Source organism: Balneola sp. (assembly GCA_003712055.1).
Classification (GTDB): domain Bacteria; phylum Bacteroidota; class Rhodothermia; order Balneolales; family Balneolaceae; genus RHLJ01.
The window spans coordinates 22,780-40,833 of the sequence record RHLJ01000008.1; the positions used below are offsets into that span (position 1 = coordinate 22,780).

Sequence of the window (18,054 nt, forward strand, 5' to 3'; positions counted from 1 at the left end):
CCTGCTTTGAGTTTATTTCTATTCACTTCTAAGATTAGATACAGGGTCATGTAAGGCGGCTTTTATAGATTGGTAACTTACCGTTAGAACTGAAATGGTAAGAGCTACTACTCCAGATAGCACAAATACCCATCCACTTATTTCAATTCGATAAGCAAATTCTTTCAACCAATTATTCATTACGTACCAAGCCACTGGACTGGCAACAAAAATGGAGAATAGTACAAGCTTGGCAAAACTAGAAGTTAGCATTAGCGTTATTCCAGATGTAGTAGCTCCAAGAACTTTACGGATGCCAATTTCTTTTTGACGCTGAACAGCTATCAACCCGGCAAGACCGAAGAGCCCGAGACAAGAAATTAATATGGCCAGATAGGAACTATAGCTTACTATTCTTAGCCATCGGTCTTGTTCTATGTAAAGGTTGTTCATGTCGTCATCCAGGAAGCTATATTCAAAGGGGATTTCATTCGTAATAGAAGCCCATGTCTCTTCCAGGTCGGCAATTGTTTCTCGAACCTGTTCCGGACGAAGTCTTACCATCAGGTTACGAATTGGATCTCTTGGATTCATATAAATAATAACAGGAGCAATTTCATTCTCAAGAGATTGGTAATTGAAATCCTCAACAACACCTATAATAGTCGGATTAACCATCCATCCCCAATCAATAGGAAATGATTGGCCTATAACAGAATTATCCAGTCCATGGGTATCCAAAAAAGTGTGGTTTACAATGATACTCTGAGTTGAGTCTGAAGACAATCTAACATCAAAATCACGGCCAGCTGTAAGATTCATTTCCATGGTTTCAATGTAATTTGGAGCTACTCTAAATACAGCAGCCTGATGAACTTCATCATTATAACGATATCCTCTCCTCCAAAGTCCACTGGCAAAAGAGATGTTCGCACCTGAAATGCTGACAATACTGGAAGTATTCCTGTATTCATTCTGATAAATGTCCAGTACCCTCTCTCCATCAAGCCCGTCTGTAGGAATTACCACTAATTGTTCCTCAGTAAAACCAAGATTTCTTTCCTGCATAAATTTTAATTGATTAGTCATAATCAATGTGGCGGTCAAAAAGAATATGGTAAGTCCGAACTGTATTACAATTAAGCCTTTTGTAAAACTATTAGCTCCTTTAGTGCTTATTCGTTGCTTTAAAGAATCTATCGGAGCAAAATTGGCCAGAACTAGAGATGGGTAACTGCCAGCAATAAGCCCTGTAAAAAGGAATAATAGAACAAGACCAACTATGATAGTTGGATGTAAGAATAAATCGCCTAACTGAAGGCTTTTATCCGAAAGTTCATTAAAAATGGGTAGGATAAGGTCCACAAAAACTATCCCGGCTATAAAGGCCAGGAAGGTGATTACAAATGCTTCTCCCCAAAATTGAGTCATTAATTGGGAGCGATGCGCACCTATTACTTTTCGAAGCCCAACTTCTTTGACTCGTTTCGCTGACCGGCCAATAGCAAGTATCATGAAATTAAAGCAGGCTATAAGTAATACGGCTAGTGCTATTCCTCCAAAAATAAATGAATATTGAGGATCACTGGTAGCTTGAAAAGCTCCCGGAATGGCTGGATTTAAATGGATATCAAGCAGGGGTTGGAGATTGTAATACGAAGGAATTTCATTGGCACCAAGATCGCCTCTTTCTCGCATTGTGTTGAACATCGGACCCATATACTTTTCCATGAACTCAGGAAGTTTTGGCGAGAGAGACTCTGGGTTCGCATTGTCAAAAAGCTTAACAAAGGTTACGGCCCTTGTTCCAAACCAATTATCTTGCATAGATGCATAGCGTTCATAGTTATCAAAAATAGTTTGAATAGGCAGTAAAAGGGTAAACTGAATAGAAGAATTACCAGGAATATTTTTAAGCACTCCGCTTATTGAAAAGCTCTGATACTCTTCAGCAACACGGATTGAGAGAGTCTCACCAACTACATCAGTTTTATTGAAATACTTCTGAGCAACTTCTTCAGAAATTACTATAGAGGTAGGGTTTTCAAGTGCAGAGGCAGCATTCCCATATAGTAAAGGAAAAGTAAACATTGTAAGTGTGGCAGGATCAGCAAATGCAAATCCTGCTTCTTCTATTAGCTCACCATCATCTGTTCTGATAACAAAACTTCCAAAAGGAATAATTCGTGCAAATTCCTCTACCTCAGGAAAGTCATCCTTCATTGCCTGACCTAAAGGAAGGGGGGTAAATTGACTTACTGTGAAAGGTGTATTTTCTAAGATTGGCTGACGGTATACTTGGTATATATCAGCTTTGTCCTCGTGAAAGTGATCATATCTGATTTCGTCAGAAATAAATAAAATGACTAATACAGAGAATGCTATTCCTGAAGCAAGCCCAAATACATTTATAAAGCTATAGAGTTTTTGCTTCGATAAATTTCGCAAGGCTATTTTAAAGTAATTGTAGAACATGTTTATAGATGTATAGAATTAATAGTCATCACTCACTTCTAAGGCTCTCCACAGGATTTCGCAAAGCAGCTTTTACCGTCTGATAGCTTATTGTTACCCAGGCTAGTATGAGCACAAAAAGGGAGCTCAAAAGGAACAATCCAATGGATATGTCAATCCTCTCGGTAAAATTGTTAAGCCACGAGTTGGTCAGGAGATACGCAACAGGCAATGAGACAAGAAGCGAGACAGCAATCAAAATGGTGATTTCCTTTCCTAGCAGGGTAACAATAGTTGCGATCCTGGCTCCAAGAACTTTCCGTATCCCAATCTCTTTTACTTTCTGTTCAGTGCTATAAGAAGCAAGTCCAAATAACCCTAAACAGGCAATTACCACAGCCAGTACAGCAAATGATCTAAATATTTTGCTCAACCTACTTTCCGATCGGTACAAGGCTTCAAAGGTATCATCAAGAAAAGCATATTCCATTGGGCGTTCAGGATTAAAGACTGCCCATTTCTCCTCAATTTCTGCAATTGTATCCTGGATATTGTTTGTAGCTAGTTTTACAGCCAGATAGTCGTGATAATAAGTGCTAGGCAATACATGAATAACTACTGGGTCAATGGATTGACGTAATGAGTTATACTGGAAGTTGCTTACAACTCCGATCACATTTCCTGTTTTTGGGACACGTTCCGACAACCAATAATTTAGGGTGAGTTCCTCGTTCAAAGGATCGTCCCATCCAAAAAATTCTGCAGCTTGTTCATTTATTATAAACGCTGAAGTTTCATCGGTCCCAAACTCTTCAGAGAAAGCTCTTCCCTGTAGAATCTCCAAACCTAGTGTTTCTACATAATCAAAGTCGACAGTAAGGGTTTGAACAATGCCAGAATCAGCTTCATTACTCTCAGGTATTGCGGTAAATCCATGAATCCCTGCCCCTATACCTGGTGCTCCGGATGTAGCAGAAGCTTGTTGTACTCCAGGGATGGTAAGTAGCTCAGTTTTCAGCGAATTAGCGTCAAACTGATTTTGGGTTTCTCGCAAATGGAGCAACATTACTTGTTCCTTATCGAAACCAAGTCTTGAATTCTGAAGGAAATCGAGCTGCTTGGTGATTATAATGGTTGAGAAAATCAGGGCAGTAGAAATGAAGAACTGGAAAACGACTAATCCGCGCCGTAATACTTTTCCTGAACCACCTTGTTTTTCTGTATTTCCTTTTAGGCTTTTAATCGGGCTAAATGAAGAAAGGAAGAAGGCCGGGTAACTTCCGGAGAAGATTCCTACCACAACCACCAGACCAAATAAAAGCAATATAGACTCAATATTTGAGAACAAATCCAGGGATAGGGATTTCCCCGAAATAGCATTGAAATAAGGCAAGAGTGCTTCCACTAGCAGCACTGAGAAAAACAAACCAAGTGCAGCCATAATTACGGCCTCACTTAAAAACTGTCCGATTAACTGGGGGCGAACAGCTCCCAGAGTTTTACGCATTCCAACTTCTCTTGCTCGTCTAAGAGAACGGGCTGTAGCCAGATTCATAAAGTTGATACATGCTATGATCAGAATAAAAATAGATACTGCTCCAAATAAATAGAGGTAAGTGATATCAAACCCGGTGGATAATTCATTCTGAATCGTTGATTTTAAATGGATATCTCCAAAAGGCTGAAAACCAAAGCTGTTTTCTTCTCCAAGCTCATTTCCATAATAAGCCCGGGTAAATTCATCTAATCGAGCTTCAATACTTTCTACTTTCTCAGAACTACTAACCAAAGCATAAGTATACATTGGAGGGTAGTACTGCGAATTATACTCCCATGGTCTCATGGTTTGCAGGCTTTCGTAAGATATGAGATAGTTAAACTGTATGTGAGAGTTTGAAGGAGGAGCTTCTACAACACCGGTGATTTCAAAATCGATGGTATTTCTTGCATCTTTAAAACTCAACGTTCTGCCGATTGGATCACTTTCCCCAAAAAACTTTGCAGCTATAATTGGAGTGATGACCATGCTAGCAGGTTTGTTTAGCACTTCTGTTGAATTACCACGCAAAAGAGTAAAGGAGAACATATCGAAGAATGCACTATCGACGATCATAATCCCATCTTCCTGGTACTTTTGATTATCAGGACCTACTATCAATCCTGAGTTAGGGTAAATGTGGGTTATTGCATCAATTTCTTCGAAATAGAAATCCAGAGATGGAGCAAGGGCAGCGTACGTACTAGCATAGGTTTCTGTACCATCATCCACAACCATTGATTCGGTAACGCGGTACAGATTATCATAGTTCGTGTGGAATTTATCATACGACCATTCATGGGAAACATAGATGGTAATTAAAATGAAGCAGGTTAGGCCCACTGCTAATCCGAATATATTTAGAAAGGCATACGATTTATTTCGGAGTAGATTTCTCCAGGCGATTTTCAAATAGTTTTTAAACATCGTTGTACTCCTGTCTATTCATTTTTTAGACTTTCTACCGGATTGATGGTGGCAGCTTTGAATGATTGATAACCTACTGTGAGCCATGCTATAATGAGCGTAATACCTCCGGCTAAAAACATAGTCCAGATATTAATATTGATCCTGTATGCAAATTCAGATAACCAGCTACTCATCCCATACCAAATAATAGGAGTTGATACTATCATAGCGGCAAGCATTAGCATGGTGAACTCTCTATTTATGAGATAGATAATCCGACTGGAAGAGGCGCCCAGCACCTTTCGAACTCCTATCTCTTTTGTTCGCCTCACAACGGTTAGCGAGGCAAGGCCAAATAATCCGAGGCAGGCAATAAGGATGGCAAATCCAGCTCCAAAAGTGGCAATTTTACTTAACCTCTCTTCCTGTCGATAGCGGCTGTCTACCGCTTGATCCAAAAAGATATAATTGAAAGGTTCACCGCCAGAAACAGATTCCCAACTTGTCTCAAGTGCAGCTATTGTCCGTGGAACATCCGCGCTGGAAATTCTCAGGTTAATATTAGGGGACGTACCTCCAAGACCTACATTATCTACACCAGAGAAAATAATGGCGGGGTTAATTACCAAAGCTAATGGTTCAATTTCATTTCGCAGTGATGCATAGTTGAAGTCTTTAACAACTCCTACAATTTCATGAGCGCTAAAATCCGGGCTGGCAAACTGTCCATTTAGCGCATCATCCCAACCATGTAATTTTACGAACGCTTCATTAACAATTATCGCCTGCTGTTCATCAGAGCTCATTTGATCTGAAAAAGAACGACCTTCTACAAATTCTAATCCCATTAACTCCGGATAGTCGGCATCAACGATATTTACATTGAAATCATAGATTGTACCCTCGCTATCTCGGTAGTCCACGTTCATCCACACATTATCAGCAGGGGTGAATAAGGAAGAAGATATATCAAGGATTCCCGGAATAGAATTTATCTGTGATCGAAGGCGGTCTTCTTTTTGGGAGGTTCTTTCCATGAGCCCCATGAAGCCTGTTTCCTGATTGGGATTGTCATCAACCTGCAATACTAAGAGGTGCTCCTTCTGGAAACCCAAGTCTCTCGATTGTAAGTAATCAAGTTGATCCGTAATAGTAAAAGTAGCAGCAATTAGAAATATGCTGAGGGAAAACTGAAAAACAACCATACCGGTTCTGAACCAGCTTTTGTCTTTTTTCACCTGGATTTTTCCTTTCAGTACTTCAATGGGTTTAAAACCGGAAAGAATAAGCGCGGGGTATATTCCAGCTATTAAACTAATGAATGCAGTAAGTCCCAAAACCAGAAGTATCGTATCCAGGCTTGTGGAAATATCGAGTTGTGTACCTGCTAGTTCATTGAAATAGGGGAGCATTAATTCGGAAGCGATTAATCCGACTACTATAGAAAAGAGAGTCATTAAAATAGCCTCTCCCCAAAATTGGTACATTAGGTGGGTTCTTTCGGCTCCAATCGTTTTTCTTATTCCAACTTCTTTTGCTCTTGAGGTAGATCTACTGATCGACAGGGTAATGAAATTAACACAAGCAATAAGTAAGACGAGAAAAGCTATACCGGATAAAATGTAAAGATAGTCCGGGTCGATAACTGTGGCTATTCCAGCCGGAATATCCGGATTATGACGGATATCGGTAATTGATTGTAAACCGATTGTATATTGGCTTCGATTCCACTCTTCTTCACCCATTAAGCGCTTTGCTGTTGTGATAAGAGATTGCTCAACCTGACTGATATCAGCATTCTGGGTAAACTGAACATAGGTTTCAGGGATGACAGAGTACCAGGCATCAAAAGCCCCAGGGCTAAACAATTTAGAAGCGTTCTCCATTGGGATAAGCAACTCAAAGCGTAAACTGGAATTAGATGGCGCTTCTTCAATGATTCCTGAAACAGTGAAAGGTTGAAACTCATCTCCCATTTTAACTAACAACGTTTTGTTCATGGGATTTTCTTCTCCAAAAAACCTCTTTGCTGAAGAAGGGGTAAGCACCACATTGGTGGGTTGCGCAAATACTGAAGACGAGGAGCCTTCAATCAGCTCAAAATCAAACATTTCAAAAAACTCAGGATCTACCAGCTGCACAGGTTCTGAAAATCCTTCCTCCTGGTTTTCGATACGAACCAGATCATTGTAGATATAGCGCCTGGCTACAAGTTCAGCTTCGGGAATATTGTCCTCGAAGAGTTCTTTAAAGCGAAGAGGACTTGTTGTACTCCAATATTCTCCGCCATCATCATAGCTTTCAAGTACCCAGGAGCGATAAATTCTGTCGGAATCAGTATGGAATCTATCATAACTGAATTCATTTACCAGATACAAAAGGATAAGCAAGCAACAAGCTACCCCAACCGAGAGTCCAAAAATATTTATCGCTGAATAGCTTTTGTATTTGAAGAGATTCCTGAAGGCGATTTTCAAATAATTTTTAAACATTTGGACTCCGTGTTAAAAGTGTACTTATAATGCCTTATGCCAACAACCGTACCAAACTATAGAAATAGTTAAATAACACTTAAAAACGACGATTTAGATCAAAAATATGTCCGTTATGATACAGGCAGTGTACGCTAACGAACAGTGACGTAAGTGTCGCTCTTAATGACCCACCCCTCAATCCCCTCCGATGGAGGGGAAGCTCTTTGTTTAAGAATCTTATCTAACTATAAGAGTTCCCCTCTTGGGAGGGGACAGGGGTGGGTAAAGGTCTAGCCACAAAAAATACAGGACCACTGATTTTTGTGTGTTAGTGTCTTTGTGGCTGGTAAAAAGCGCTACCTGCTCCGTCTTAAAAGTATCTTGTGTAGATAAGGGGTATGTCTTTGTAGGTTTAAATAAAACCTAATATTTCCCTCCCATGGAGTGGATTAAGGGGTGGGTGAAGGTCTATCCACAAAACCACCGAACCAATAACTTTGTGTTTTAGAGTTTTTATGGCTCGCAAAAACTGCTTACTCGCTCTTTAAACTCTTAACCGGGTTAGCTATAGCTGCTTTTATGGACTGCCAGCTCACTGTAATCCATGCTATAATGAGTGCTGAAATCCCAGCTGCTCCGAAAGCCCACCATTCAATTCCGGAACTATAGGCATAGTCCGATAGCCACTGATTCATTAAATACCAGGAAACTGGGGTGGAAATAGCAATGGAGACTAATACCAACTTGGTAAAGTCGCCTGATAGAAGGAGTACCAGACTATGTACCGTTGCTCCAAGAACTTTCCGAACACCAATTTCTTTTGCCCGTTGCTCAGCCGTAAATGCAGAGAGGCCAAATAAACCTAAGCAGGAAATAAAGATGGCTATAATGGAGAAATAACGTGCAAGTGCTCCAATGCGCATTTCGCTTTGATATAAGGTGGCGTACTGGTCATCCATAAAATGGTAATTGAATGGATACGTAGGATTGAAGGATGTATAAGTTTCCTCAATTTGAGCAATCGTATTTGTGATATTGGCAGATTCAAGACGGACAAAAGCTCTCCATCCAAAATCGGGGGTAAGGCGGAAGAAAACGGGATTAACTTCAGTGCGAAAACTTTGAAAATGGAAATCCTTAGCTACTCCAATGATTTCTCTTTCTTCATCCCATAAGGTGATTACTTTTCCTATAGGATCCTCAAGTCCCATTGCTGCTATACCTGTCTCATTGAAAATAATTTTCGAAGAATCTGCTCCATAATCATCAGAAAAGCTACGTCCTTCAATAATCTCAATATCCATGGTATTAATGAGTCCGTAGTCCATTCCAATATTTTCAAATAAGATGCGAGTTTCGGGATCTTTATCCGGCCAGTCTAAACCCATTGTATTATTATGTTGATACAAGAAGGAGTGCGTGGATCTGGAAGTACTTATAACCCCCGGAATATTCTCAATCTGTTCACGGAATGTATCCCACTGTTCGCCAACCTCGTCCTCTGTAGTAAAGTAAATAAGATTCTCTTTGGTATATCCCAGGTTTTGATTGAGCGTAAACTGAATCTGGCGATAAACAATAATGGTGGAAACGATGAGAATAATTGAAAGACTGAATTGGAAAACAACCAAACCCTTCCGTGCAAACGCCTCTTTACCTGAGGATTTAAGAGATCCTTTGAGAGTTTTAACGGCCTCCATTGATGAAAGGTAAAAAGCAGGATAACTACCAGAAACCAATCCGGTGATCAGAACAGTACCTATAAAAATGGCAAGCAGGGCTGGGTTTGAATAATCAACAGAAATTGCCTTGTCGGTCAGATCGTTAAAAATAGGAAGGGATATTTCTACCATTAGAAGGGAAACAAACAGGGAGAAGAAACTGATGATCATAGACTCACCAATGAACTGTCCTATCAATGATCCTTTACCTGCTCCAATAGACTTTCTTATGCCAACTTCTTTTGAACGTTTAGCAGCTTTTGCAGTGCTTAGGTTCATAAAGTTGATACAGGCGATTAGTAAAATAAAGATGGCTACAATGGTAAATAGTCTCACATATTCTATTCTTCCACCTACAACTACTTTATTCTCAAACTGGCTGAAGAGATATCTTTCCGTGAATGGGTACACGAAGAGATCAACATGTGATCCTTCATTCTTGGTTTTTACATACCCTTCAATCTTCTCATTAAGTGCGGCTACATCCGTTCCGGGAATTAATTTTGAAATCGCACGGGGACCATTATTACCCCATTCTGTTGCCCATTCACTTTCCAGTAACCAATCATCATATCTGAGCAGGCAATCAAATTGGAACGTAGAGTTACTAGGCATATTTGCGAATACCCCGGTAATGGTTAACTCCTGGTCATTATCCAGGGTTATTCCCTCTCCAACCGGGTTTCTTTCTCCGAAATATTTTTTTGCCATATCCTCAGATATAACAACTGTATTCGGATTAACAAGAAGTTCCTCACGGTTACCATAAATCAGATCTATGCTAAGAATTTGAAAGAAGTCATTTTCTACATAAATGCCTTGCTCTCTAAACGATTGATTATCCTTCGTAAATAAGTAATCTATACTCCATGTATAATTGGAAGCATATTCAAACTCAGGAAATTCTTCTTTTATGTTTCGAGCTACGATACCCGGTGTAGAAAGGGTAGTGGAGATGTCATCTGAATAGTTTTGGTGTTCCATTATCTGGTAGATGCGATCTGAATCAGCATGATATTTATCTACACTCAGCTCATCCATTACCCATAAAAAAATGAGGAAGCTACAGGCTAAGCCAATGGAAAGACCAGCCACATTGATAAAGAAGGAACTTTTTTGGCGCCTAAATCCCCGAAGCGCAGTTTTCAAATAATTTTTTAGCATATGATATCCTTGTAAACCTCTTTTCGTAACACTTAAAGCGTTCTGTAGAGTTACATTAAAATTTCATTTATTCGCTTTTCAAGCTATCTACGGGATTAGCTAAAGCAGCTTTAATGGCCTGGTAACCAATAGTTAACAGGGCTACTCCGATAATCGCAATACCGGAACCGGCGAAAACAACTATTCCGGGAGTGGTGCTAAAGGCAAAACTATTCAGCCATTGTTGAATCAGGAAGTAGGCAAGGGGCGCGCCAATTAAAAAGCCGATTACTACAAGCTTTAAAAAGTCAAAAGATATAGACTGCACTATACTTGCTACAGAAGCACCCAATACTTTCCGAATACCGATTTCCTTTCTTCTGTTAATTACAGAAAATGAAACCAAACCTAGTAGTCCTAAGCAGGCAATAAATATGGTGAGGTATGCGAAGTAGCGAAGCATCTCTCCAATTACTTCCTCAGTGGTATAATCGGTAGCAATATCCTCTTCCAGGTAGTAATACCATACCGGAACTCCACTGTTGAATGCTTTCAAAGCATCCGAGATTTGAGTAGCTACCCCATCAAAATCGGCGCTGCTCACCTTTACCGTAATATCAAAAAAGCTTTCCGGATCATAGCGAATAATCAGGGGGGCAATTCTTGAGTGTAGGGTTTCATAATTGAAATCTTTGACTACACCTACCACGGTATATAGAATCTCTTCGCCATCTATTCTGCGGGTTATTGTCTTACCTACCGGATCATCCCATCCAAATCTTGAAGCCGCTGCTTCATTAATAATCAGGGAATTGCTTGATCCGCTTTCTATGTCTGAACTGAAATCTCGACCCTGGAGTAATTCGAGGTTGAATTGAGAAATAAAATATTCATCAATAGAATAGGTGTTTACCAGAGTGCCATCTTCTGAAAATGTACCCTCGGGATAAAACTGAACTCTATTTCCGGATTCGTTACCTGGAGTATTTGAACTAAAAGATACATTGGAAACACCGGGTATTTTGAACAGCTCTTCACGTACAAGATTATGACCGTTTTCAGACAAAGCATCAGGAACACCAACTACAAGTATATTATTCTTGTCGAATCCGAGGTCCTTATTTTTTAGATAGGATAATTGTCTATCAACGGCCAGTGTACTAACGATCATAAAAATAGCGACCGTAAATTGTGTAACTACAAGTGCTGTTCTAAGGAAGGATTTCCCTCCGGTTCCCGTCTTTTCCCCTTTCAATACGGCAGCTGGTTTAAACGCTGAAAGCACGAATGCAGGATATCCCCCGGCCAATACCCCCACAAGTACTACCACTAAAAAGATAGCGATTAAATAAAGTGGGTTAGACAGGTATGTAGCTTCTACACTCCATTCGGCGATATCATTAAACCATGGAAGGGCCACCTCTACAAGTACCAGACTAATTAGAACACCAAAAATTGAAAGAATCACTGCTTCGGCCAGGAATTGGAATACCAATTGGCCTTTAAATGCTCCCATCACTTTTCGAACGCCCACTTCTTTGGATCTCTTTAATCCTTGAGCGGTTGATAAGTTTACAAAGTTAATACAGGCTATTATCAAGATGAGTAAACCCAAAGCCATGAAAATATAGATGTAAGCAATTTCAAGGCTGTCGCCATGTTCGGCATACAGGTTAGAGTGCAAAAAGAGGTCGGTTAGAGGTTGTAGATGAATGTCGTAGCGCTGTACAAATTCTTCTCCAATATGACGATTTACAAAAGCAGGAAATTTTGCTTCTAGTGCGGCTATATCTGTGCCTTCCTGGAGTAACAAATAAGTATAAAGATTATGAGATCGCCAATCGTTTAGAGAAGCATAGTCTTCTTCTGTTACTGAAGAGAAGGGAACCAGGGAATTAAACATAAAACTAGACCTTGGGTTCAATTTCTGAAGTACCCCGGTAACTTCGAATGGCTCTTTATCGAGAAGTAGTGTTCTGCCTATTGGGTTTTCCTCCCCGAAATACCGAACGGACATTTGTTCGGTAAGTACAATACTGGATGGATTGGCTAACGCTCCTTCCGGGTTCCCATATTTAAAGTCATAAGAAAACACATCAAAGATTCCTTCATCAACATAGGTAATACCCTGTCGGAGAATTTTATTTTCATACTGTATGGCAGCACCACGCCCCATAAAGCGAACGGCATCTTCCACTTCCGGAAAGTCATCGACCATTGCCTGACCCCATGGGCTTGCTGAAATCGCAACATCAAGAATACTGCCATTCTGTTGAGTGATTTTATCTGCAACTCTATAGATGCGATCCGAATTCTCATGGTAGCGATCGTAAGTGAATGCATATTGCATGAGCAAAAAAAGGAAGAGGCAGATACCCATTCCAATAGCTAAACCAACTGTATTGATGAAAGCATATCCCTTTTGCTTAGAGATGTTTCTGAACGCGATTTTGATGTAGTTTTTAAGCATGGCTAATCCGTTTAGTATTGTCTAAGGATACAATGCCAATAACTGTACCAAACTTGGAATAAGAGTCTAAATCCCCTAAAACAGAAGGTTTTAAGGGATTATATGTTCGATATTATACAGGGGGTGTTCGATATCGGACGGTAAATGAAGATTAGCCACAAAAACATAGCACCACCACCAACTTTGTGCGATGGAGTCTTCGTGGCTGGTAAGAGTCATGATTAGAGTCCAAAATTAGTTTAACCCACCCCTCAATCCCCTCCAATGGAGGGGAGGTTTTCTTCCACAGTACTGTATTCGAAGATATTATTGTTGTTTTGAATCAAATGTAGATCAAAGAGTTCCCCTCTAGGGAGGGGAAAGGGGGTGGGTAGAGATTAGCCATAGAAACACAGAACCACTAATTCTGTGTTTCTATGGCTAATAAATTACTTACTCTGTTTTCAAGCTATCCACAGGATTTGCTAAGGCAGCTTTGGTAGAATTGAAAACGACGGTTATCAAGGCGATGGATATAGAAGCAAAACCCGCTAACAAAAATATGCCCACTCCAATTTCTATTCGGTAGGCAAATTCGGCAAGCCATTCATTCATTGCATACCAGGCAACTGGTATTGATATCGCAAAACCTAATCCGACAAGTAATAAATACTCTCTAGATAATAATGTGAGTAAATCTTTTAGTGAAGCTCCCAGTACTTTTCTGATACCAATTTCCTTGGTTCTGCGCTGGGTAGAATAGGTGACTAACCCAAACAAGCCCATACAAGCAATAAATATGGCAATTCCCGCAAAGGTCATGAACGCATAGCTAAGCTTTCTGTCTGTTTCATATAACTCGGCAAAACGATCTTCCAGAAAGCGATAATCTAGGGGAGAAGCTGGACTCAGTTTTGCCCATTCCTCTTGCAAATAGGCAATAAGTGGTTGTACCTCTTCAGCATTAAACTTGATTGCAATCTGGCTGTAGTTTTGATACCTGGAGTCGTGATCTCCCATTTGGAGTAGGAGAGAGCCTATTTCGGAATGCAGTGATTTGAAATTAAAATCTGAAACTACCCCAATCACTTCACTGCTATCTACAAAGACCTTACCAATAGCTTCTTCAGGACCAGCCCACCCTAAGGCAGTAACCATAGCTTCATTAATTACTCGTGCTTTTTCTAAATCCGAAGGGTAATTCTCATCGAAAAAGCGTCCAGCTTTCATAGTTAAACCAAGTACCTCATCATAATCCTCATCTGCCCGAATTACCGAAGTCTGAAGGTTAAGATCAGGTTGAGATGGATCAAAGCTCATGCCCATGGATAGGCTTATACGCCCGGGTAAATCGGTAGCAGCTGATGCGTTAATGACAGCAGAATGCTGAAGTATATTTTCCTTGAACACATCAATTTGATCGGAGATTTGATAGGCATTGATAAACATAACCTGTTCACTTTTGAAACCAAGGTCTTTGTTTAGCAAAAAGCGAAGCTGAGAAAAAGCTACAATTGTGCTTATTATCAGCACGGTAGACACGGTAAACTGAGTAACAACCAGCGCCTTTCGGAATGAGAACTTTGCATTAAGATTTTTAACCGATCCTTTTAGAGCTCGAGATGGGTTAAATCGAGATAAGTAGAAGGCCGGATATGCACCCGAACCAATTCCGATGCAAATTGAGATTAAGAATAGTGCTGCTATAAACTGCCAGTCGGTAGAAAAGTTCAATACTAGATTGTGATCTAGCAGCGAATTGAAATACGGCAGTGCAAACTCAACGAGTAGAAGGCTAAATAAAAACGAAACTACTGTAACAATGATAGCTTCGCTGAGGAATTGCATTATGAGTTGCTTTTTCTCAGCACCTACTACTTTTCTTACCCCAACTTCTAAAGAACGCATGGTGGCTCTGGATGTAGCAAGGTTCATATAGTTGATGGAGGCCAAGAGCAATATGAAAATACCTATAGCGGAAAAGATATAGATATATTTCATATCCCCTTTGAACCCGGTACTGGATACAAACTCAGAGAAATACAGATCGGTTAACGGAATCGAAAAGAAACTGGAATTTGATTCTTCTCCAAGGTACTTAGAAGTCACTTCCTCAAGTTTAGGCTGTACCTGATCCCAATCGGTATCAGGGTAAAGTTTAACATAGGTGTTAAACATGCTTGCGCCCCAGGCTTCTTCCAGATTTATATATGAATTATTGCCTTTTATAGACGCAACTACATCAAACCGGACGTAGGAATTTTCTCCTATATCTTTAGCAACTCCTGAAATCACTAATTCATTATCTCCGTAATATTTTACATAAATCGTTTTTCCGATCGGGTTTTCATTAGGAAAGTATTTTTCTGCTATGCTTTGAGCGATCACTACTGAATTTGGGTCAGCCAGTACAGTTTTTGGATCTCCTGTTTTTAAGGGGAATGAAAAGATTTCAAAAAACTGCTCAGAGCTCATTAAAATCCGCGTATCTCCGAAAAACTCTTCTCCATCAATACTGATCTGACCATTTCCAGGCCAAAGAGTAGTCACATGCTGTTTTACTTCAGGAATCTCTTGTTCCATTGAAGCACCTAAGGGCCTTGGAGTACTCAACCCTTTGTTAGATGATTCCCCATATCGGCTTTCTAAACCCAAATAGTGGATCTGTTCGCTATCCTCATGGAATTTGTCATAACTCAATTCCTCAGTTACAAATAGGGATATGAGCACCAGGCAGGCTAAACCCAAAGAGAGGCCTAAAATATTTATTACAGAGTAAGATTTATTTCGGAGGAAGTTTCTCCAGGCAATCTTCAAATAATTAGAGAACATATCAGCAAGTTTTTTATTCGGTTTTGAGGCTATCTACAGGATTTGCTAATGCGGCGGATATTGATCGATAACCTATAGTAAGGCAGGCGATAATAAGAGTGCCTGTTAATGATATAAGAAATATTCCGACCCCTAACTCAATTTTATATGCAAAATCTTCAAGCCATCTTTGCATCAAATACCAGGATAGCGGGGCTGCCAGAAGGAAAGAAAACCCTATCAAAAGCCCGAGCTCGTAGCCAAATATCTTGAGGATATCCATGATATTAGCTCCGAGCACTTTTCGAACCCCGATCTCTTTTGTTCTGGTAGCAGCCATGTAGGATACCAATCCAAATAGTCCAAGGCATCCAATAATCACTGCGATGACAGCAAAGATATTCATGATGCTAGCAATATCACGTTCCTGTCCATACATATCCGCTATAGAATCTTCCAGGAAAGTGTATTCAAACACCGCTTCGGGGAAAGCCTCATTATAAGCTTCTTCTAAAGTTGCAAGAGCTTCCGGGATCATGGCGGTATTTATTTTTATGGCTCCAAGCCATTTGCTGGATGCCCTGGCCGCAAGCACCACAGGCCTTAATTCCTGATGGAGTGAGGAAGTATGAAAATCGTTTACCACTCCGACTATGGTAGCCTCATCTCCCCAAAAACTTAGTTCTTTGCCGAGAATAGCATCGTAATCGTCTCCAAAGCCTGCTTGCTTTACTAGTGATTCACTAACCAGGAACATATTCACAGTATCGGATGGCTGTATATTTGAGCCAGCTAAAAGTTTAATGCCATAAGTATCCAAAAAGTCGACGTCGATATACTTTACATCTGAGCTGTTTTCAATCCTTGTAGAATCATACTCAATCACATAATTGCCACCCCAAACATTTCCAAATGTTGTTCCTGTATTTGAATAAGTAACATTAAGTATACTGGCTTCGCTTTTAAGTCGGTTTTTTAAAGTTTCCAAAGTGACTTTATCTCTGTCGGGAATATCAATCTGTACAACAGCTTCTTGTTCGAATCCTAATTCCTGTTGATTGAAATGTTTGATTTGGGTAGCTATAACCAGAGTGCCAATAATCAAAATTTGGGTAATGGTGAATTGAACGATGATCAAGGTCCTGCGAAGTGCTAATCCCTGCCCATAGCTTGAATTCATTTTATTCCTGATGGCCTCAATAGGATTAAATCCTGATAAATGGTGTGCCGGGTACCAGCCTGCAGCAAGAGTTATCACCAGAAACAAAATACCTAAAAACACAACAAGCAGAGGGTTGTTCATTAAATCCAGTTCGGGGGTAAATCCGATAATATCATCGATATTAAGAAGTGCGAACTCAGTAACACCCATACCAATCAAAATCGAGATAAGTGTAATGAATGCAGTTTCCCCTAAAAAATGGAAGGATAGTTGAGTTCTTGATCCTCCAAGCGTTTTTCTTAAGCCTACTTCCTTTGAGCGATTAACAGCGATAGCTGTATTCAAATTGATAAAATTTATGCAGGCAGTTATCAGCAATAAGAAGCCAATAATACCCATAGCAAATAGCGTTCTTTTTTCTAATATCCGTCCGGAATAGTTTCCATAGCGGCTATCAAAATGAATTTCAGATAGAGGTTGTAGAGAGAACTCCATCACTTCTGCACGTTCTTCGCTGCTATGTTTTACAAGTAAAGGATCGAATTGTGGATTTATATCCTCAGGAGTGACATTAGGCAGAAGTTTAACATAAGTCTGAATAGAGCTTGAAGTACCACTCCAATTGTCATTTCCTATTTGAACTCCGGCTCGACTTTTTGAATTCTCATTGGCCAATGCAAAAAATGGAAAGTCTGAAGTTTCAGGAGGATCTTTCACAAGGCCGGTTACTGTTAAGTCGTATTGTGATCCGGTTTGAATGGTAAACTCTCTGCCTAAAACATCGATCGTCCCAAATATTCTTTTTGCGAACTCTTCGGTAATAACCACGGTATTTGGGTTGTCGAAGAATGAATCAGGATCACCTGCCATCCAACGATAAGTAAAAATGTCGAAGTACTCTTTCTCAACAAATGCCACATCGTCTTCTTTAAATTTCGTTTGAATAATGCCATTCTCCTGATAGCTGATAATTGGGGTATTTGCAGAATTAGTATTAACCCTGGTTACAAACTCTAAGCCGGTTACTTCCTCTTCAACAACCTCTGCGAAAGGGTAAGGAGCGCCAGTATCAGTAGAGATATCTCCAAACTCATTATCCTCTCTTACCACCCTATATATTCGGTCGCTATCTTCATGCCAGGTATCAAAACTCATGTTATACTGGATTACCAAAAAGATGACCAGCGCACATACAACTCCCAATGTAAGACCACCCACATTTATAGCTGTGTGACTCTTGTTCTTTATTAAATTCCGAAAGGCGATTTTGAGATAATTTTTAAACATGGCTTTTGCTGTTATTAGTACTCAGGATGAATATTTCAACAAGCGTGCCAAAATCCCAAAACCTCCTTAAAAGAGGTGTAAAGGCTGATTTTCTAACATTGGATGCACGGTATAGTACACCAGGTGTT

Annotated in this window: 7 protein-coding genes; all 7 read right to left on the reverse strand. The window is 40.0% G+C overall.

The features are described from left to right. Positions 1-18: 18 nt before the first annotated feature. Positions 19-2,454 (reverse strand): ABC transporter permease, encoded by a 2,436-nt coding sequence (locus tag ED557_15825; protein ID RNC79291.1) that lies wholly within the window; start codon positions 2,452-2,454, stop codon positions 19-21. Positions 2,455-2,482: 28 nt separating this feature from the next. After that, complete coding sequence (locus tag ED557_15830; protein RNC79292.1) at positions 2,483-4,897, reverse strand: ABC transporter permease; 2,415 nt, start codon at positions 4,895-4,897, stop codon at positions 2,483-2,485. Between the two features lie 14 nt (positions 4,898-4,911). Then, a complete protein-coding gene (locus ED557_15835) occupies positions 4,912-7,371 on the reverse strand; it encodes an FtsX-like permease family protein (GenBank protein ID RNC79293.1) in 2,460 nt (819 codons plus the stop codon). A gap of 515 nt (positions 7,372-7,886) precedes the next feature. After that, positions 7,887-10,238 carry an FtsX-like permease family protein gene (locus tag ED557_15840; GenBank protein RNC79294.1) on the reverse strand — a complete coding sequence of 784 codons (2,352 nt, stop codon included), beginning with the start codon at positions 10,236-10,238 and terminating at the stop codon, positions 7,887-7,889. A 67-nt stretch (positions 10,239-10,305) separates the two neighbouring features. Beyond that, positions 10,306-12,687 (reverse strand): FtsX-like permease family protein, encoded by a 2,382-nt coding sequence (locus ED557_15845; protein RNC79295.1) that lies wholly within the window; start codon positions 12,685-12,687, stop codon positions 10,306-10,308. Between the two features lie 432 nt (positions 12,688-13,119). Continuing rightward, the gene (locus ED557_15850) at positions 13,120-15,498 is read right to left on the reverse strand and encodes an ABC transporter permease (GenBank protein ID RNC79296.1); all 2,379 of its coding nucleotides are present in this window, start codon (positions 15,496-15,498) and stop codon (positions 13,120-13,122) included. Between the two features lie 13 nt (positions 15,499-15,511). Continuing rightward, entirely contained in the window at positions 15,512-17,926 is a 2,415-nt protein-coding gene (locus tag ED557_15855) for an FtsX-like permease family protein (protein ID RNC79297.1), read from the reverse strand. Positions 17,927-18,054 lie beyond the last annotated feature (128 nt).